The organism is Streptomyces sp. NPDC093097 (assembly GCF_044754325.1).
Classification (GTDB): Bacteria; Actinomycetota; Actinomycetes; order Streptomycetales; family Streptomycetaceae; genus Streptomyces.
This window is the reverse complement of sequence record NZ_JBIVOW010000039.1, coordinates 23,052-41,304: the sequence shown is the minus strand read 5'-3', so window position 1 is coordinate 41,304 and position 18,253 is coordinate 23,052. Positions and strand designations below refer to the sequence as shown.

Below are 18,253 nucleotides of genomic sequence, written 5' to 3'. Positions count from 1 at the left end.
GGCTTCACACCTACAATCACCACCGCAGACACACCGCACTCAAGGGCCAACCACCCGCCAGCCGCGTCCCCAACCTCACAGGGCAATACAGCTAGTAAGCATGACTGCGGCTACGGTGCAGGCTGCTCCGACCGGCACCCGCGTAACGGTCGACTCACCGCGGGGGAACGGTGCTGGCCACAGTGCTGATCTGGGCGCGAGGCCGGGAGTGCGCGACGCGTGCTACGGCTGGTCGCTTAAGGTCAAGCCTGAGGGCGCATACATCCTGGAGATCGCTGACCCCGAGGCTGTCCGGGACGGTTTCGCCCCGGCAGGCTCGCGGCTCTTCGCTCTGGGCTGCCCGACTGAAGGGGCCTGGTACGGCCCGGGCGCTTGCGGTGATAAAGAAAACCACCTCTACTGGCCTGTCTCCTACAAAAACCGCCGAGATTACATCCTCTGGCACTGCGCGATGCACTGAGCAACGAGCGGGGGAGTGTTCTGGTACCTAGCCAGGGTTATGAACCGTCGCCCTCGCAGGCGATGGCACGCGACGCTCATGAGCGTGATGATGCGTACTGGGCGAGCCCGTGAACGGCGGGCTCGCCCAGTCGTACAGGGGCGCTGCCCGCGTGGGCCCGCTAGTCAGCGGGCGTCCACGGCCCGTCCGGCGTCGTGTTCGTCCCCTCGCACCACCAACAGTCCCACTCATCCGGCAGCCGGTACAGCTCCCGCCAAAACCCGGTCGGCTCGCCATAGACGACGCAGTCCTCACCGCACCAGCCACACACGAATTCGAAGTTCACCGCGCCCTCCCCTTGCGTGGTGTCCACGCACCGCGGTCATCCTGCGCCTTCGGCGGCCCGTCAAACTCCAGGTTGCTCAGTGCCGGGTGGCGAGTTGGGCAGGATGCAGCTTCGGCCCGCGGCCAGCGGACGAAGACGTGCGTCTGCAGCCAAAGGAAAGACGTCCACCCACTGGTGGAAATGCAGGTGCAAGGCCTGCCGGGCGCTCCACCAGAAGGTCCCCTCCTCGGAGGGGACCTTCGTCGTTGGCGGCCGCGCCCGCGCGCCCTCCAGTTCCACCAGTCCGTGACGGAGGATGAGGGGATGAACGACGACAGTGCCTTCGACGCCGTATCCCGCCTGTGGCAGGAATTCCGGGCGACGCCATTTCCTGCCCGGCTTCGTGGTGTGGAACTGGCTGGGCAGGACATGGTCCTGCTGGACGAGAACCTCGCGGGGTGCGTGTCCACCTGGGTGGACAACGGCGGAGGGCTCGATGCGTGGAGGCTCGGGATTCTGGGTGAGTGCCTGACCGTCCTGGAAGAGGCCCTGCCGCAGATCACCGACGCAGAGGGCCTCGACTACTACCGGCGCCTGCACCACATGTCCAAGCTCACCTTGACGGCCACCCCCCACGCCGCCGAGTAGCGCCGGCCGTGGGCGACGGCTGCGGAGTCATGCGTCGGCTACCCACGGCCCGGATTCGGACATCTGACCTGGCCTGCCGCGCGGCACCGGACCGCTGACGCACTTCGGGCCCCGAGGAAGAAGCGGCCGCCGAAGTCAACGCCCGCGTCCTTGGCTTCCTGACTGAGGTCGATAGCGCTGGGTAGCAGGGAAGGAGGACAATTCCTTGCTTGACCGAGGGTCAGCCGGTGGCGGGGTAGGCGATCAGCGTGTGGTGCGCGGCCGGATCGAGGGCAACGCCGGTGTACTCGTTGACGGCGACCGGGGCGGCGCCGGGGGAGGTGTTGCGGTCGGCGCCAGTCTTGGCGTCCAGCGCGACGGGACCGTTGCTGGTAGTGCCGTAGATCACACCGTGCCAGGCGGCTGACACGGTGGGCGCGACGCGGTTGCTGCCCTTCTCTGGCAGGCTCCACAGCTGCTTGCCGGTCTCGGCGTCCAGCGCGAGCGTGCGGGGTTCTTCGGTCTGGCAGACGGTGACCGAGGCATCGTCGTATCGGCAGGTCAGCCCAAGCAGGTCGCCGGGGAGGTCGGCAGCCTTGCTGCCGTCGGGCTTGAGCAGGGTGCCGATGGTGTTGCCGCTGCCGTAGTCGCGGCCGGTGACGGCGATGAGGTGGGGGCCGGCTGTGTGCGCGGTCATCTCGTATCCGTCGAGCTGCGTCCACAGCTGCTTGCCGTCATGGTTGATGTCGAGGCCGATGACCTGCTGTCGGACACTGTCTTTGCTGGTGATGGCCACGGCGGTGTCGCCGATGACGGCGGCCGCGCCGATGTGGTCGTTGTACCAGGTGGCCTTTCGAGTGCCCAGGTCAACAGCGTATGTGACGCCGTATCCGCTGAACACGCTGACGACGGCGGTGCTCTTCGTCGCCGCGATCACGCGGACCTGAGCATTGCTTTGGTCACCTGAGTTGGGCAGTCCATCCAGGTCGACCGTCCAAGCCATCTTGTTGGTCGTAGTGTCAATGGCGCCCAGCTCGACGCCGACCCGGCTGGGTGTGGTGCCCTTGCCAGGGAATTCGACCAGGAACGGGACCAGCGCCAGCTTGCCGTCTTGCGTCACGACGGGGGCACTGGCCTCCGCATCGGGTGCGGTGACCGACCTGTGGCGTGGCCGGATGGTTGTCATCGCCTTGCCGGTACCAGTATCGATAACCTGCAGGTTATCGGCGGCCGCGATGTAGGCGCTGGTGCCGCGCAGCGCGAGCGGCAACGGCCTGGCGACGGTCCCGGCCCTGGTGATGCTCCCTCGACCGGCGGCCTCGGGGAGTGGGGCGCCCTGGGCTGCGAACTTCTGCGGCGGATCGTAGCTCTGGCGCGGGGGCGCACTGTCGGTCGACGTTGGCTTGTGGTTGGCCCCTGGCTCCGCGGCCCCACCGCACCCCGCCAACAGCACCAACGTGGCCGTGGCTGACAGCGCGGCAGAGACCTTCAGGATCGAGCGCATTCGAGACTTTCCTCCATCGTCCGGGACCTGGTACCTCTGCAGAACCTATGTGCGGTGTCGTGTCTGCTCGGCGGAATTGACCGGAACGGAATCAGCGCTCGTGACCACCGCGGCCGCGGTTGTCGCGCTCAATGCAGCGCGGGGCGAGCCACTGCGGCACCGGCTCGTTGTGGTCGGGCACGGCTCCGACGGCCTCTGTGGCGTGAACACGCCGCTCCCAGACGAAACCTCAGCCATTGCCCCGAAACTTCTCCTGCACTGCCCCCTGCGCTGGTTGCCTAAAAGCCGACCGTGCTCCGGGACGCGGTGGTCGCGACCACCGCGACTGCTGCTCCCGGCCGTTGACCTTGGGAGGCAGCCATGACCGGATCGTCGCCAACCTCGCCTCGCCCTCGTCCGCGCCGGCACCTGCGCCGCATCTTGGCCGTGCTCGGCACAGCAGGCGTCATGACCACCCTGCTCCCCGCGGCGACCTCGGCCTCGTCGACTCGGGCGGACTACCCGTGTGAGCCGTATCTGAAGGCGTGGGCCGGTAAGACCGTCGTGTCCCGGTGGAAGTTCCACATCGACTCCGCCGGCAGGCCCGACCGGGCCACGGCTGACTCGCTGTCGGCGGGGAACTCGCCCCGCAGCCAGTGCGAGACCACTGTGGGCGGCTGGGGCGGTGGTGGCTACGACGGCGGCCACCTGATCGCCAGCACCCTCAAGGGTGTCAGCAAGCGCATCAACCTCGTGCCGATGAAAGCCTCGATCAACCGCGGGATCTACAAGAAGACCGAGAACGCGGCGAAAAAGTGCCTCTCCACCCTGGGCAAGAAGGACAAGCTCTCCTACAACGTCAGCGTCGGCTATGGAGACCCCAAGTTGGTCGTCCCGCGCGACATGACGGTCGCGATGACGGTGAAGAAGGGGAAGGGCAAGAAGGACTTCAAGGTGACCATCCCTAATCAGGACATCACGCCGCAGAAGGAGGCCGCGCTGAAGAGGCAGCTCAACAACGGCCTCAAGGCCGCCGGCTGCCCGACCGTCTGATGCGGAGGTCTTGATCGAGTGCGGGTCCTGGCAGGCAGCGCGGGCCCGCAGACCGGGCCCGCGCCCGCTAACCCGGAGCCGAACCCGGGAAGTCATACGCCTCGATTCCGTCTTCCGGCAGCCAGCTCCCAAGCGTTTACTGAAGGCATCACCTCTCGCTGCCGCAAGCGGCACCAGCCACTGGGGGAAAGCATGGGCAACACCACCGGACCGTCGGTCTCGCCTGACGGCAACACCACCGGGCCTGCTGCCGCGCCTGACGGCAGCGGCGCCAGCCCCGGCCTCACCCCCGACGCGCAAGAAGCCACGCCCGACGGCAATGGCGCCAGTCCTGGCTCCGCCCCCGACTCAGAAGAGGCCTGAGCACCCTCGACGGCCGCGGCGAAAGCCCTACCCAGTGGTCATGACGCCGGAGGCGGAGCAGCGTTCCGTTCCGCGCTGCCAGTGACGGCCCGATGCATGAAGGTCCGTCTGCTGCCGGATGGGCTGATTCCTTGCTGGATGAAATGGGAGGGCGTGCATGAACGTCAACCGGATTCCCCTTCGATCTCGTCGGAAGGCCCCCAGGCTCCGCTCGCTGACCATGTGCCTCGCCAGTCTCGGGCTGGCCGTGCCCGCGGCTCTCGCCGCATCCACGACCGCGTCCGCATCACCGGCGGCGACCGCCGCGCCCTCGGCCGCCCATGAGGTGCGGATGTCCGGCTGTGGCTCGGGTTACGTCTGCATCTACCAGGGCGACATCTGGGACAACAACCCCAACCACCCCCTGGTGTATCGCTTCTACCGCTACGGCACGTACAACGTCGCCAACCTCATCGGCGACTACACCGTGGTGAACTGCCAAACAGGCGGTGCGGGGATCAAGGGATTCACGGGGTCCAACGGCACGGGAAGCGTGGCATGGGACCTCAACACCAACAACTGCAACTCGGGCCAGTGGAGGAGCCTCACATCGACGAACTCCGTACAGGTGTACGCCTGACCACTTAGACACCCGTTCCAGCGACACCTCCGTGCCCGTCTCCTCGTCAGAGGAGACGGGCCCCTTGTGTTACCAGCGCCCCTGTTGCAGAGCACACCGCCCCGGGGCACTCGCGGGCTCTCCGTTACGGCTAGGCGTGCCGGTCGTCTTCTGGGCCCGAACCACCGTCCGGGCCCCTTCGCATGTTTCCGCCCGGCCGTTCACCGGGGCGGGCAAGGGGCGCTCGCCGAGGCTTGCGCGGCTAAGGCCGCTTCCTGTACAGGACCGGCAATCGGCTCCTGTAGCGCGTCGGTCACCTCGGTTCAAGCCCTCGCGAACCCGGCTTCTTAGCAGGACCTCCTGGTCGATTCAACGATTCGCGGGCTACTGCAAGAAGAAGAACCCCAGCTCAGGGGCCGTTTCAGATGGCCAAATGTGACGGTGCATCAGTTACGAAGTCGAGATTCGCGAAAACTCGAATACGACGCGGCCAGGCGGCAGTCTCCTCCTCGTCCGGGGCGCCACCGGACCCGACCAGGGGAACTTGCGGGGCTAACCCCTCCGCGGCCCAAAGTCGCTACGTCCACCGCACACGTGCTCTGCCGTCACGCTCGAATCGAGGAAGTCTCATGCCCGCAGCAGCCCTTGGGGCCCACGAACCCGCCCAGCACCCAACACCTCGTGGTTGGGCCGGCCCCACCGTCCGCACCGTCACCGGCGGCGTCGGCGGCATCGGCGGCCTGATCGCTGTCCGGTCCGGAACAATCCCCTGGTGGGCACTGCTGATCCTGTGCACCCTCGCGCTCGCCACCATGGCCATAAGAGCGGTGCTGCCGCAGGAATCCCGGCACCGGCGCGACGTAGTCCTGCACTACCTCAGCCACCGCCGACAGATGTACCGCCTACGGCACATGACCGCCCCGCACCCACAGCACCAGCCCCCGACCGACATCGACGAGGAGGAGACCCCCGACACCCCGGTCCACGAGAGGGCCCACGCACCCCGGGCCGACGTCCCCAGGCGAGCAGAAAAGGACAGGGCCGACAGCCCGACGCCGCGCACATCTCCCTCAGAACACCCCCGCCGCAGGCGGCGGTCCGGGCAGCGCCGCCGACCACCTCGCCGGCGCCCGAGAGACCAACCTGGCTGACACACCGCCCTGGGCGTCGCGCTGTGCCTGATCTGGTGCACACCTACAAGGGGGCCAGTGCCTCGGGCCGACCGTCGGGGGCCCGCGGTTGCGCGCAATCGGCTGTGGCGGGGGCAACCTCGCAATCTCCCGCAATCGGCGTGCACGTGCTCGTCGCGCACAGGATGCTGAGGTTCTGGCTGGCCTCGGCGAAAGGATGGACGCATGCAACTGCGTTTCCTCGGCACCACGTCCGACGACGGTGATTGCCCGACCCTGTATGAGACGGAGACCGGCGACATCGTCGTTCAAGGCGACCGGCTCACCGACCCCGACGCGCTGGCACAGCTGCGGGACGTCAAGGCAAGCGAGACGTTCGTCGTCGTCCCACGGGAGCTGCTGACCCGCTTCGCCCCCAGGACGTGAGCCGCGTGCCGGAACTCCGCCCGTTCGCCGAGGTCACACACCTGTTTGAGACCTTCGCGCACACCGCGTGGCGTCTGGAAGTCCAGCGCGGCTACGCCAGCGACCGCACGAGCGCGAAGCGGCAGCGCTACCTGCGCGGCGAGCATCTCGGCTTCGACCCGGAGCATCCCTGGCACGCCAACGTCCGCCGGCAGACCGAGGACGGCAAGCGGTTTGAGCGGGTTCGGCTCGTCGATGACCCGCCCACCGAGGACCAGCGGTTCCTGCTGGCCAGCGGTCTGGGCAACGTCGAAGCGGGGGAGGACATCCGCAACCTCCACCGCGGCGAGGCCCAGCGCCTCGGCTTGCCCGACTTCGACTTCTGGCTCTTCGACTCCCGCACCCTGGTCCGCTTCCACCACGACCACGACGGCGCCACCCTGGGCGTGGAGGTCACCCAGGAGCCGGCCGCAGTCCTGCAAGGGTGTCAAGTGCGGGACGTGGCCTGGCATTACGCGATCCGCACCGCGGAGTTTCAGGCCCGGGTACGTTCACCCATGTGAGCACCGACTTCCAAACGGCCCGTGTCTCCCTCGGTGCGCGGCTGCGCGAGCTGCGCACCGAGGCCGGCCTCAACGGCAAGGAGATGGCCGGCCGGCTGCGTTGGCAGCCGTCGAAGATCTCCCGGCTGGAGAACGGCAAGCAGACCCCGTCCCGGACGGATCTGGAGGCCTGGGCGGCCGCGGCGGGGCAGCCGGAGGCCACTGCCGAGTTGCAGGGGCGGTTGCAAGGGCTGGAGACGCAGTACCGGACCTGGCGCCGGCAGCTGGCCAACGGCCACCGCTCTCGCCAGGAGTTGGCCGTCGCTGAGACGGCGCGTACCCAAATGATCCGCGGCGTGGAGGTCGCCCGGATCCCGGGGCTGTTCCAGACCGCCGACTACGCCCGGCACCTGTTCACCGCCAACGCTGTCTTTCGCAACACCCCACGCGACACCGAATCCGCGGTCCGGGCCCGCATGCAGCGGCAGGGAGCCCTCTACGAGGCCGGCCGGTCCTTCCGCTTCGTGGTGTGGGAGGCCGCGCTGTACGCGCAGGTCTGCCCACCGGAAGTGATGGCCGCGCAACTGGACCGCCTGTGCGGGCTGATCGGCATGGACACCGTCGAGCTCGGCATCGTTCCCTTCACCGCGCCCCTGCAGCGGACCCCGGCCCACGGGTTTTGGATCTACGACGAGCGATTGGTGACCGTCGAGACGATCAACGCCGAACTCTGGCTCGACGACGCCGACAGCATCAGCCTCTACACCCGGGCCTGGACATGGCTGCACGAGTCGGCCGTCCACGGACACCCCGCCCAACGCCTCATCGCCCGCGCACGCGCTCACCTCACCCTCCCGTGAGCAATCGCCCGCAACGCCCCAGGCCCGCTCGCAATCCCGCGCAATCAGCCCGCTGACCAGCGCACTGTCCATCTACCGTCACGCCATGACCACCCCGGACACACCGACGGACGCCCCCGTTACGCCCGGCGACCGATGGCTGCTCGCCCACAGCCCGGCCCCCACCGAAGCCCGCCGGCTATGGAGCCACGACCGTCTCGCACCGGTCCGTGCCACCGCGTGGCGCGTCGCCCAAGGCCGGTGCCTGCGCTCCCTGGAAGCCATCCGTCCCCTCAAGCGCGCCGGGCTGCTCGGCCCCGTCCTGGTGGACCCGGCCGACGATGCGGCCTGGTGGCTGGTGGCCGACGACGCGGAAGACCACCTCGCCGACATACCGGTCCTGACCCTCCACCCCGCCGGCTGGCTCCTGTACTGCCCGCCCGCTGACCGGCACTTCGGCGGCCGGTACTGGCTGGAACGACCCGACGGCTCCGACCACCTCACCGACCCCCTCGCCCTGGGCACCCTCTTCAGCCCCGCCGGACGACGACTGCCATAACCCCACCCGTCCCACCGCCCGCCCGTTTCTGCCGCGGAGAACCCATGACGAAGCAGCCGCCGTCGACATCACCCGATGCCCAGCACGACTACGGCACCCCCTCCCCGGCACTGCTCCAGCGCGCCGACCGCGGCTACGCCCGCTTCCTCGCCACCGACCACCTCGGCCGAAAAACCCCAAGCAGCCAAGACCAGATGGCCCGACGCCACACGGTTGTGCACGCCCCCGACCGAGACGTCGAGGCCGGGCACCCCCTTGACCGAGCAGCCCACGTGCAGCTGCTCAAGACCGTCCTTGCGTGGCACGGCGAACCTGGGCTGCCGGCAGACGACTACCGGCAGATCGCCCGCCAACTCACCGGCGCTGCCCGCGTCGTCGCCGACGACGTCCGCGCCACGGCTGACCGGCTGCCGACCGAACACGCGGCCCGGCTGCTCGCCGAGTACGTCCTCGAGCAGTCCACCGCCGCGCTGCAGGCCCCGATCGAGGGCACCGCGCGGTGCGTGAGGACGCGCGCCCGCTGCGTGCGGGAGCTGTACGAGCGCCTGGACCGCCTTGTCGGCATCGCCTCGCAGTCAGCCAAGGGCCTGTGAACTGTCGCGTGCCAGGCGGGACCCGCTGAGGCGGGCACGGGCATGGCCCACGGGCGAACGGGGTCGATGGCGCCAGCGTCGCGGCAGGGCCACGGCGACAGCGCGGATGGTGAGTACACGCGGGTGAGCCCAGGCTCCGGGGCTGGCGGGGTGGGCGGTCGCGACGAGCTCCTGGAGGAGGAACCCGATCAGGTGGTCTGGCATCCGGGCGGGCTGTGCAGGCGCCTGGGCCCAGTCGGTCGGGTCGTCAAAAGCGGCCGGCTCAGTGGATGCACATCGAAGCCCCGCCGGGCAACCCGTCAGCTGCCGGCGCGCTGACTCGTACGGCCCCGTGCACGCGCAGGCCGCAGAGCGTGTCCGTACGGTCAAGCCATGCGATCGATCTGGAAGGGCACCATCACGTTCGGGATGGTCGCCCTCCCCGTGGACCTCTACGCCGCAACCGAGGACCAAGGCCCGGGCCTGCACCTCGTCCACGCCGCCGACGGCGGCCGCGTGCGACACAAGCGGGTGTGCGAACTCGACGGCCAGCAGCTGACGGCGGACGAGACCGCCCACGGGTGGCAGACGCCCGACGGACACACCATCGTCCTGACAGACGACGACCTCAACGCCTTACCGCTGCCGACGAAACGGACGATCGAGGTCTTGGGCTTCATCGACACAGGCGATGTCGACCCCCTGCTGTACGCGCGTCCGTACTGGATCGGCGCCTCCACCGCCGCCGCGCAGCGCCCCTACGCGCTCTTGGTCGAAGCCCTGTCCCGCACTGGTCGACTTGGCGTGGCCAAACTGGCTCTCCGCTCACGCGAGCGCCTGGCGGTGCTCCGGCCCCGCAACGGCATCCTGGTCTGCCAGACACTGCGCTGGCCGGAGGAGATCCGAGACCCGGGCGACCTCGCCAGCCCAGCCCCGACGACCGAGCGCGAACTGGAACTCGCCGAGCTGCTGATCGGCGAGATGGCCGGCGTGGAGGTCGAGGACCTGCACGACGAATACACCACCGCGCTCAACGTGCTCGTGGACACCCTCGCCTCCGGCGTCCGCGCGGTACCGCCACCGGAACCTGCTCCTGTCGAAGACCTGATGGCGGCGCTGGAAGCCTCCGTGCAACGCGCGCGACAAGCCCGGAGCACCACGTGATCAGCTATGAGGTGTGCAGGACCGTCTCGGGTCGGCACACCGGACAGGTCCTCGCGACGGCCGGGTCCGCCAGCACCTCGAGCGCCTCGGCGTCGGTCAGCAGGCGCTCGGCATTCTGGGCCTGAGCGCAGTCGAGGCGGTGGACGAGGTAGTCCGACCAGGCGGGCTTTGGCGCCGGCGCCAGCCGCCAGCGCTGTCGTTCCTCGGGCGGTGGAGCGTGGATGGCACGGTAGTCCTCGCCTTCGATCGCCTGGATGATCGGGTGCGGCGCGCAGCCTTCGAAGAGGACGGTCGTCGAGGAGGGGCCGCGGCGCCGGTCATCGACCCGCGTCGGCAGCTCCAGGACGTAGTCGTACCACCACCGGCCATCGCGGTCCGGCCTGCATCGCGTCACGCCGACCTGGACCCGCTGGCCGTCGGGGAGCTGCAGTTCAGCCCGAGGGAAGCCGTGGTCCTCGTCCTCGTACACCGCTACGAGCGGGCGTGCTTGAGGGCGGAGCGGGCCGCGGGAGCGTCCTCGCAGGTGGACCAGAAGTCGTGGGTGACGATGCGTTCGGAGAGTTCCAGGACCCGGGCGCGGAGCGTTGCGATCTCCTCCTGTTCGGCTTCGGTCCAGCCGGGAGAGTCCTCGCGTTGGCTTTCGTAGTAGCCGCCCCCGGCCTCTTTGGTGCGGGTCCAGCCGGACTGGGGTGCCACCGACCATGGCAGTTGCTCGTACCTGGCGGTGAGAGCAGCTCGTGCCTGGTTCAGTTCGTCTTGAGCCTCCAGTAGGCCCTCGGGGAAGTCGAAGCTCACCAAAACAGAATACGCATTCGATTTTGATCTTCGGCGCTCCCACGCCGGCCCGATTCGACGTTGTCACTGAGCGTTTCGCTTGTCCAGTGAGCGTTGCACTTGGCCAGTTGAGCGTGCGGGCCTCTGTGTGACGGGTGAGTCGAAGCGAGATGGTTGTCACCGAGGCAGGGAGGTTGTCATCAGACCGTCGGAGACGGCGTACGGGTCTGGTTGCCGGCTGCCTGGTGTCGATAGTTCGCGATGCGCGGCACGTAGGAAGTGCACCGGCCTGCTCTGGGCGAAGACGATGCGCAGCGGGCCGCCGGCGTCGGTGGACTGCGGGTACGGCGTGAGGGTCTGCCGGCAGTCCGCGGGTCGTCTGCTGTCCATCACCTGGTGGCTGTGGCGGAGGGTCCACAGGTACGCGCGCCTGCCGGCGACCAGCCGGCGGGGCTTCTTCGGATGGCGGGGCACGAAGCCGAGGGTATGCGGCGAGAGGGGCGGCGTGGATGCTCCTATGTTTGTCAAGCCGCTGGAGCAAGGTCGGTTTGGGTGATTCGTTCCGTTGGTGTGGTCGTCAGGGCGCGGTAGACCTCGCGGGCGACGAATCGCTTGAGGCAGCGCATGATGTCCTTCTTGTTCAGCCCTTCCTTGGTGCGGCGTTCGACGTAGGCGCGGGTGCGTTCGTCGAAGCGCATACGGGTCAGAACGATGGTGTGCAGGGCGTTGTTGGCGGCCCGGTCGCCGCCGCGGTTGAGGCGGTGGCGGTGGGTGCGGCCGGAGGAGGCCGGGATCGGTGCGACTCCCGCCAGGTGGGCGACCGCGGCCTCCGACCGCATCCGTTCGGGGTTGTCCCCGGCCGAGGCGAGCAGCTGGCCGGCGGTCTCCGGGCCGACACCGAACAGCTCCAGCAGTTGCGGGGCGGCCTGCCTGACGAGCGGACCGATCTCGGTGTCGAGGTCGGCGATCTCGGCGTCCATCGCCTGGTGGCGCCGGGCCAGGCGGCGCAGTGCCGCTCTGGTCGCCGCCAGCGGCCGCGGCAGGTCGTCGCCGGGCCGCAGCCGGGCAAGCGTGCGTATCAGGGTGGCCCGGTCCAGACCGGCGACCTGTTCACGCAGCATCGCGGGTGCCGAGACGAGCAGGCCACGGATCTGGTTCATCGCCTGGGTGCGGGCCTTGACCGCGCTGCGGCGGGCGAGCCGCAGGACCCGCACGGCCTCGACCACGCCGTCCCGGCTCTTCGGTGTGCCTGTCGCCCGGCCGGAGAGCACGGCCGTCGCGGCGCCGTAGGCGTCGATCGGATCGGACTTGCCCTTCATCCGCCGTGTCTTGCGGTCCGGGCGGTCCACGTCGACGACGGTGACGCCGGCCGCGGTCAGCACACGGGCAAGCGGGACGCGCCGGTCCGGCGGGTGGACAAGACAGTGACGGGGCTTATGCGACAAGCTCCTATGAAGTCACAAGCACCCGTCCGGCCGCGTGCGTGGTGACGCCCGACAGGCCGACAAATCCCAAACAGGACAGTCGAGAACGTCAGTCAGCCGAGGGGTCAGACCCGCCAGCAGCGTCACCACGTCACATCCTCACTGTCAGCCGAGCTCGTTGAGGGTGATTTCCAATTCGGCGAGCGTTTCGTCGACCGGGCTGATGTCGAGGGCGGCCAGTGCGGAGACACATGTCGCGGCGTAGTCGCCCAGTTCCACGATCAGGTCCATGAAGGCGCCCTGGTCGCGGACGAAGATCCCGGCGAAGAGTTCGGCAGTGGCCTCCACGCCCTTGCCCATGGCGCGCAGTGCGGCGGGGAGTTCGGTGGCGTGGCCTGCCTTGGCGTGGCCGGCGGCCAGCTCGTCGATCAGCGCCTCAGCCGTGATCTTCTTGTGCTCGGCCAGCACGAAGGTCAGGTCTGTGGCGCAGACCCCGATGCCGACAGCCAGGATGTTCAACCTCTGCATGCCGCCGTCGTCGGCGTCTTTCCTGGCCTCCCGGCTCACGACCCGACAGGCGGGGGAGTCCAAGCGGTGGGCCGGCGGGGGCTTTTGCTGGGCGGTGTGGGAGGCATGGAGCAGTTCCATCACGAGCATGGTGTTGGAGGACATGCTCCATCGTCGCGCTTGGCCGCCGCTCGGCGTGGACGCTTGATCCTTTCTTTTCCTGCGGCGTCAGAGGCCAGCCATCTCCCTGATGCCTGGTGCACCTACTGTGCGCCGGAACTATCGCTGCCCAATACACGAGAAAGCAGAATCTATTCATTTGCCGCATCTCGCCTTGGCGCGGGGTGGCGAACCATAGCGAATTCCCGGGCGGCCCAGGAACGCGACAGTCCGCCCAGGCAAATGCCATAAGAATGGTCGTCACAACGGGAGCGCTCACCGCCCGGCGCCGGCTGCGGCCGCGCCCGCGGTCCGGCGCCCCGCCTGCGGCCGGCGGGCATGCCGCCGTTGAGCCGCCGTTCGTCCGCCGAGTGCAAAGGAGCACGGCGCACAACAGGGCCGTTAAGGCATGTGCGCTGACCTGCAGTTATGCATGACTTCTTGGATCAGCTGTGGTCCGGCTACGTGGCCGGTGTGCTGGCACCGATCACCCTGACCGCCGTTGCCCGCCTCACCAAGGCGTGGCGGGCTTCGCGCTCGCGGCGCCGGGGAGATGCGGAGCCGCAGCCCCCCGCTGGCAGCAGCAAATAGCCGACCGCCACCCTTCCCTGAACTCATTGGAGCACCTATGCCTGAATCCATGAGTGTCGTCTTTCGGGCGACAAAAAACGTCGCCCGAAAGACGACATCCACCCAAAGGTCTGCGGAGGAAACCAACCGCTATTACGCCTGGCAGCACTTGCTCACACCCCAGGCCCCCATAGAAGACGAGTGGGTAGGAGAGCTGGCCACCGCCATTAATCGGCTGGATCCCAGCGGCTCGCTGGGCGAGGTCGCGGCAAAGTACGACCGCCTCATCCAGCTCGTCGAACTCGACGCCACCGACGACATCGACGAGACCGACCTGCTCGCAGGATTGCTGGTCATCCGGACCCTGCGCGACAAGCTGCACCTGGACGAAGGGCGCCTGCTCGGCGCCGCCCGACGCAAGAAGATCACCTGGACTCGCCTGGCCGACGCCCTCGAGATGCGCAACCGCCAGTCCGCCGAACGCCGATACCTCCAGCTGCGCACCGACATGGACGAGGCCCGCGGCGTGCCCATGGTCCAAAGCGAACGGGTGGAGTTCATCCGCGCCCAACGCGACCGCCGCGTCGAGCGACGCTGGGCGTCGGAACACCACCGCGACATCGCCGCCCTGGCCCGCCGCCTGGCGGCCGTACCCGACCTGCAGCACCGAGCCGACCGTGCCCGACGCGCAACCGAGCGCGTCGACGGGGCCGCCAAGGAAGCCCGCAAGACCGACAAGTCCACGCCCCCGCCCGGCCCTATGCCCTGGCCGAAGCTCTTGCAGGACAACCTCGCGCTCCATGACAAGGCCAGGGAAACGGACCTGACGGCCGTGCAGCACACCGACGTGATCCACACACTGTTCGGCCTGATCGGCTACGCCTGCCGCCCCGACTACATCTCGCTGCCCGACCACGAGGACCTGGTCCACGACATCCGCCAGCTCTACTGCGCCGCCGGCGACGCAGCACCGCGCGCCCCATACGAGTACCTCCCCACCCCATCGCGGCCGACGCAGGACGCAGGACGCGAAGCCGACACGCGCGACACCGGCACCACAAGACTTCGCGGCTAATCGAACGGGCTGCATTTTCCGCCCCGCGGAACAACCGGGTCGCTTGGATGGTGCGCCGAGATAGAGGGCGAAGTGACGGCTGTTGAACAACCGGCCTGGAGCATGTCGTCTGCCGGCCGGGCGTCACCGTCCCCCGCCGCCGGCCGGCGGGGCCCCGTCCTCGTGCTGGCCCTCGGTCAGGACGGTGCGGTAGAGGCTTATCCGGGAGCGGGGGCTCAAGGAGCGCAGTCCCGACCAGGCCACATGCGGAGGCAGGTCGACGGTGCTGTGCGGGGGCCGGCGCCGACCGGCGACGTCAGCGGCGGCGCCGACGCCAGGGCCACGGGGCGGCGCCGAAGAACCGGCCGCGACGTGAGGCGTTGCGTTTGGGTGGCTTAGGTCGACGCGGTACGTCCGGGGGCGTACTGGGCATCGGGGGCACCGGCGGCGGGGGCGCGGAAGGTGGGGTCGCCGGGGAGATCGCGCGCTCGCTGGTGGGCTCGGGCTGCGTTGGGATTTCCGAGGTCGGGGCCGGTGGTGTCGTCGGTGTCGTGTCGGCCTCGGGTGGAGTGGGGACAGGCTCCTGTTGCTGCGGAGCAGGGGGCGAGGCCGGGGCGTTGGCACGGTTGAACTGCTCTCGGGCACGCCGGCGCGAGGCGGCCCAGCGTCGCGGCTGGGCCGCCTCCAGGCGTTCCATGACGTCGTAGGCATCGCGGGGGTGGAAGGCGACCTTGGTCCCGCGCAAGGATGTCAGGCCGATCGGCACCAGGCCCCACCACGTGGCGTCGGGTGCCGGTATGGGGTGGCTGATCGCCCAGTCCTGTCGGTATCGGGCAGCCTCGCCTTTCCAGTCCTCACCGCGGCGGGGGGTGTGGGCGAAGTCGCGGCCTCCGTAAGGCACCAGGACGTTGTGCCCGTCGACCCAGAACACGCGGCCGCCGGCCTTGACGATCGCCAACTGCTGTTCGGTGGGGTGGACGCGGCGGTGGCGAATGGACCGTGGTTCTCCGTCGGGTCGGACTGCTTTCGGGCGCAGATCGCCCTCCCGGAAATGCCGCGGGTCTTCTGCGAAGAACCACAGGTGCATGACCTTTGGTCCGTAGCGGTCCCGCACTGCGCGGAACCGGTGCTGCACCGCCGGCGTCGACAACTCACCGCGAGGACGCTCGATCACCAGCGTCTGGTCACCGTCTCGGCACACCACCACGGGGGGCTCGGAGGGCTGCCCCGGGCGAGCGGGTTCGGGGTACTCGACGCAGACCGTTGCCCCGGGCCAGGCCTGTGCAAGTTGTGTGCCGAGGTCGATGACGACTTGGACGTCGTCGTTGATCCGTTGCTGGACGTCGGCGCGGGCGGAACAGACGTCGAGGTCTGGGGACTTCTGGTGGGGGTGAGCGAACCGAGGGGTGTAGGAGGAGGTCGGGCGTGATCGGCGGGAGAGCGACAGCACGCTGCCGCACATCTCGCACAGGTACCGGCCGTTGGTCGCATTGCCGGTTGGCAGGTGGTCGGCGGAGGCTGGGTCCTTTGTGAGCAGCACGAGTTCACCGGTCACCGTGTCCCGGGCGCGCAACGTCATATACCGATCATGCCGCCCGTTTGGCGTAGGACGGGTGGGATCCGCACCTACGGCCACGCGTCTTGCCCGCCTTCTGTAGGTTTCGCCCGAAGTTGAGGTGGGGCGAACCCGGTGACGGCCCCTCACTTCCCTATCGGGCCACGTCCGAGGGAAAGATCACTGCTGGGCGTGACGGGCGGGGGTGATCTTCGGTGATCGGTAGAGGTCTTGTCGCGGAGGGTCGACGACAGGTCGGAGGGCCTACTCCCGGAATGCGTGTTCCATCACATATGTCGCGACAGGCCGCAAAAACAAACTCCAAGGTCTGTAAAACGGAAGGTAAGGTACAGCCCCCGGCCACTCCGATGGCGGAATACCGCCCTTGCAGTCCGGGCCAGCGCCCGTGTAGCAGCCACACGGGCACAGGCAAAACAGAGTAGTAGCACCGCAATTGGGGAGGAAGCGCATGGGTGCAGTGCAGCTCAGGAGCCGTCACCGCGCGATGCCCAAAAACAGGTCGCACGTTCTGTTATTGATGGCCGGGTGCGGTGCGCTCGCCTTCGTGGTCACCGCGTGCAGCAGCTCCGACGGCTCCTCGACGAAGCCCTCACCCTCGCAGTCCGCGACCGCGAAGCCGTCACCAACGGATGAGGCTCAGGCCGCCGCGCGGAAGGAGGTCCTGGCGGTATACGCCGGGATGCGCACCGAGCAGGTGAAGGCGTACGCCGTGGGCGTGGCCAAGGACACCAAACTCAAGGACTACGCCGCCGACAAGGCCCTCGCGCTGATTGAGGGCAACCTTTTCCGTCTCCGCCAAGGTGGCGTCGTCTTCAAGGGGAAGCCCGAAAGCACGACGAAGGTCACTGCGCTCAACTTGAGCAGCCACCCCAAGACCGCGACCGTCTCCGAGTGCGTGGACACCACACGCTGGATCCCTGTGGACAAGGCCACCGGCAAGGAGATGGCCAGTGGTAACCAACCGCGCCGCTACATGACAACCGGCACCGTGCGCACCATCGGAACACACTGGATGGTCGTCGGCCTCACCGTCGACAAGGAACACCCGTGCTGAGAGCAGCGGTCACCACTACCGTGGCGCTCGGCGTAGTGGCCGCATCAACTGTGTCCGCCTACGCCGACATCACTCCGCCCGAGGACTGCGGCGGCATGGAAGTGTGCTGGGGCGTCCGTGACCCGGGCAGCTCTGCCCACAAGAACAGCAGCTCTCCGCAAGCACACCACAGCACGAGCACGGACAAGAAGCCGACGTGCAAGGTGTGGGGCGATGGAGGCAAGGGCGGCGTCACGCAGGCCGAAGTCCCGTCCAACGTCGAAGTTCCCTGCCAGGACGCCAGCCTCGGCAGCTTCTCCGGCGGCTGCTACTACAAGCCCGTCGCCAACCCGCCCGCGGACGACCCTGTATGGAAGGGGCACAAGCCCGGCGACGGCGCCGTCTACCAGAAGACGTGCCCCCTCGGCAGTAACGGTGACCCCTTCGGACTCAACGGCTCCGGGCTGGTGTGGATGCCAACACCACCCAAGGCCGCAGCCGTGGACCCCGTCCAGCTGGCTCACGAGGCCGTCGCCAAGATGACCCTGCGTGGTCCGGACATCGGCATCACACCGAAGCCGGGCGGTAAGGGCGTGGTCGGCATGCCTGTCTACATGTGGACGGCCACAACACGTGAGACGTACGGGCCGAACACTGCCTCAGCCAGCGCGGGGGCCGTGACGGTGACCGCGACGGCGAAGGTGTCGAAGATCGTATGGGCCATGGGCGACAGCCAAAGCGTCACCTGCACCACGGCCGGCACGCCCTACCAGCCCTCGTTCGGGAAGAAGCCCTCGCCGGACTGCGGGTACCGCTACACCCAGCCCTCCACCAGCCAGCCCTCAGGCACCTACCACGTGACCGCCACCTCGACCTGGACGGTCGACTGGACCGGCGGCGGACAGAGCGGCCAGTTGACCGAGACCCGCGACAGCGCCGTCGACATCACCGTCGGCGAAGTCCAGGTCCTCAACTAGACGGCGCGCGACCGCGGCACGGCCGTCGGGCCGATCAGCACAAAGAGCACGACGCACGACGAAAAGGGAGAGCACCGCTC

Annotated in this window: 21 protein-coding genes; 14 read left to right on the top strand and 7 right to left on the bottom strand. The window is 68.5% G+C overall.

The features are described from left to right. Positions 1 to 1,088 precede the first annotated feature (1,088 nt). Positions 1,089 to 1,412 (top strand): hypothetical protein, encoded by a 324-nt coding sequence (locus ACIQE0_RS37240; RefSeq protein ID WP_402340422.1) that lies wholly within the window; start codon positions 1,089 to 1,091, stop codon positions 1,410 to 1,412. Between the two features lie 220 nt (positions 1,413 to 1,632). Here ACIQE0_RS37240 and ACIQE0_RS37235 read toward each other — a convergent pair whose 3' ends face one another. Beyond that, a complete protein-coding gene (locus ACIQE0_RS37235) occupies positions 1,633 to 2,895 on the bottom strand; it encodes a PQQ-binding-like beta-propeller repeat protein (RefSeq protein ID WP_402340419.1) in 1,263 nt (420 codons plus the stop codon). 447 nt (positions 2,896 to 3,342) lie between these two features. Here ACIQE0_RS37235 and ACIQE0_RS37230 point away from each other — a divergent pair, with 447 nt between their 5' ends. The 10 genes from ACIQE0_RS37230 (at position 3,343) to ACIQE0_RS37185 (ending at position 10,099) form a co-directional block, all read left to right on the top strand. Beyond that, the gene (locus ACIQE0_RS37230; RefSeq protein WP_402340416.1) at positions 3,343 to 3,927 is read left to right on the top strand and encodes a DNA/RNA non-specific endonuclease; all 585 of its coding nucleotides are present in this window, start codon (positions 3,343 to 3,345) and stop codon (positions 3,925 to 3,927) included. 192 nt (positions 3,928 to 4,119) lie between these two features. Next, positions 4,120 to 4,290, top strand: coding sequence for a hypothetical protein (locus tag ACIQE0_RS37225; protein ID WP_402340413.1), 171 nt, complete (start codon positions 4,120 to 4,122; stop codon positions 4,288 to 4,290). A 220-nt stretch (positions 4,291 to 4,510) separates the two neighbouring features. Then, positions 4,511 to 4,909 carry a hypothetical protein gene (locus ACIQE0_RS37220; RefSeq protein ID WP_402340411.1) on the top strand — a complete coding sequence of 133 codons (399 nt, stop codon included), beginning with the start codon at positions 4,511 to 4,513 and terminating at the stop codon, positions 4,907 to 4,909. A gap of 608 nt (positions 4,910 to 5,517) precedes the next feature. After that, a complete protein-coding gene (locus ACIQE0_RS37215; protein WP_402340408.1) occupies positions 5,518 to 6,039 on the top strand; it encodes a hypothetical protein in 522 nt (173 codons plus the stop codon). Positions 6,040 to 6,243: 204 nt separating this feature from the next. Then, the gene (locus tag ACIQE0_RS37210; protein ID WP_402340405.1) at positions 6,244 to 6,444 is read left to right on the top strand and encodes a hypothetical protein; all 201 of its coding nucleotides are present in this window, start codon (positions 6,244 to 6,246) and stop codon (positions 6,442 to 6,444) included. Between the two features lie 5 nt (positions 6,445 to 6,449). Next, positions 6,450 to 6,986 (top strand): DUF6879 family protein, encoded by a 537-nt coding sequence (locus ACIQE0_RS37205; RefSeq protein ID WP_402340403.1) that lies wholly within the window; start codon positions 6,450 to 6,452, stop codon positions 6,984 to 6,986. Next, the gene (locus ACIQE0_RS37200; protein WP_402340400.1) at positions 6,983 to 7,825 is read left to right on the top strand and encodes a helix-turn-helix domain-containing protein; all 843 of its coding nucleotides are present in this window, start codon (positions 6,983 to 6,985) and stop codon (positions 7,823 to 7,825) included. Before ACIQE0_RS37205 ends, ACIQE0_RS37200 begins: the two co-directional genes overlap by 4 nt. A gap of 85 nt (positions 7,826 to 7,910) precedes the next feature. After that, positions 7,911 to 8,363: a hypothetical protein gene (locus tag ACIQE0_RS37195; protein ID WP_402340397.1), complete on the top strand. Its 453-nt coding sequence runs from the start codon at positions 7,911 to 7,913 to the stop codon at positions 8,361 to 8,363. Between the two features lie 44 nt (positions 8,364 to 8,407). After that, the gene (locus ACIQE0_RS37190; protein WP_402340395.1) at positions 8,408 to 8,956 is read left to right on the top strand and encodes a restriction endonuclease; all 549 of its coding nucleotides are present in this window, start codon (positions 8,408 to 8,410) and stop codon (positions 8,954 to 8,956) included. A gap of 372 nt (positions 8,957 to 9,328) precedes the next feature. Then, positions 9,329 to 10,099, top strand: a complete 771-nt coding sequence (locus tag ACIQE0_RS37185; protein WP_402340392.1) for a Ku protein — start codon at positions 9,329 to 9,331, stop codon at positions 10,097 to 10,099. A gap of 4 nt (positions 10,100 to 10,103) precedes the next feature. Here ACIQE0_RS37185 and ACIQE0_RS37180 read toward each other — a convergent pair whose 3' ends face one another. The 5 genes from ACIQE0_RS37180 to ACIQE0_RS37160 form a co-directional block, all read right to left on the bottom strand. Next, positions 10,104 to 10,568 carry a DUF6233 domain-containing protein gene (locus tag ACIQE0_RS37180; protein WP_402340389.1) on the bottom strand — a complete coding sequence of 155 codons (465 nt, stop codon included), beginning with the start codon at positions 10,566 to 10,568 and terminating at the stop codon, positions 10,104 to 10,106. A gap of 2 nt (positions 10,569 to 10,570) precedes the next feature. Further along, positions 10,571 to 10,894, bottom strand: coding sequence for a hypothetical protein (locus ACIQE0_RS37175; RefSeq protein WP_402340386.1), 324 nt, complete (start codon positions 10,892 to 10,894; stop codon positions 10,571 to 10,573). Positions 10,895 to 11,050: 156 nt separating this feature from the next. Continuing rightward, the gene (locus tag ACIQE0_RS37170) at positions 11,051 to 11,347 is read right to left on the bottom strand and encodes a hypothetical protein (protein ID WP_402340385.1); all 297 of its coding nucleotides are present in this window, start codon (positions 11,345 to 11,347) and stop codon (positions 11,051 to 11,053) included. 50 nt (positions 11,348 to 11,397) lie between these two features. Next, positions 11,398 to 12,255 carry a transposase gene (locus tag ACIQE0_RS37165; RefSeq protein ID WP_402340382.1) on the bottom strand — a complete coding sequence of 286 codons (858 nt, stop codon included), beginning with the start codon at positions 12,253 to 12,255 and terminating at the stop codon, positions 11,398 to 11,400. 207 nt (positions 12,256 to 12,462) lie between these two features. Beyond that, positions 12,463 to 12,969 carry a hypothetical protein gene (locus ACIQE0_RS37160; RefSeq protein ID WP_402340379.1) on the bottom strand — a complete coding sequence of 169 codons (507 nt, stop codon included), beginning with the start codon at positions 12,967 to 12,969 and terminating at the stop codon, positions 12,463 to 12,465. Between the two features lie 634 nt (positions 12,970 to 13,603). Here ACIQE0_RS37160 and ACIQE0_RS37155 point away from each other — a divergent pair. After that, the gene (locus ACIQE0_RS37155; protein WP_402340377.1) at positions 13,604 to 14,608 is read left to right on the top strand and encodes a hypothetical protein; all 1,005 of its coding nucleotides are present in this window, start codon (positions 13,604 to 13,606) and stop codon (positions 14,606 to 14,608) included. 295 nt (positions 14,609 to 14,903) lie between these two features. On the opposite strand, the gene ACIQE0_RS37150 is transcribed toward ACIQE0_RS37155, so the two are convergent. After that, positions 14,904 to 16,166 carry a hypothetical protein gene (locus ACIQE0_RS37150; protein ID WP_402340374.1) on the bottom strand — a complete coding sequence of 421 codons (1,263 nt, stop codon included), beginning with the start codon at positions 16,164 to 16,166 and terminating at the stop codon, positions 14,904 to 14,906. Between the two features lie 445 nt (positions 16,167 to 16,611). On the opposite strand from ACIQE0_RS37150, the gene ACIQE0_RS37145 reads away from it, so the two are divergent. Together ACIQE0_RS37145 and ACIQE0_RS37140 are read left to right on the top strand one after the other, a co-directional pair. Further along, entirely contained in the window at positions 16,612 to 17,217 is a 606-nt protein-coding gene (locus tag ACIQE0_RS37145; protein ID WP_402340371.1) for a hypothetical protein, read from the top strand. After that, positions 17,211 to 18,173, top strand: coding sequence for an ATP/GTP-binding protein (locus tag ACIQE0_RS37140; RefSeq protein ID WP_402340368.1), 963 nt, complete (start codon positions 17,211 to 17,213; stop codon positions 18,171 to 18,173). The genes ACIQE0_RS37145 and ACIQE0_RS37140 overlap by 7 nt, the downstream gene beginning before the upstream one ends. Positions 18,174 to 18,253 lie beyond the last annotated feature (80 nt).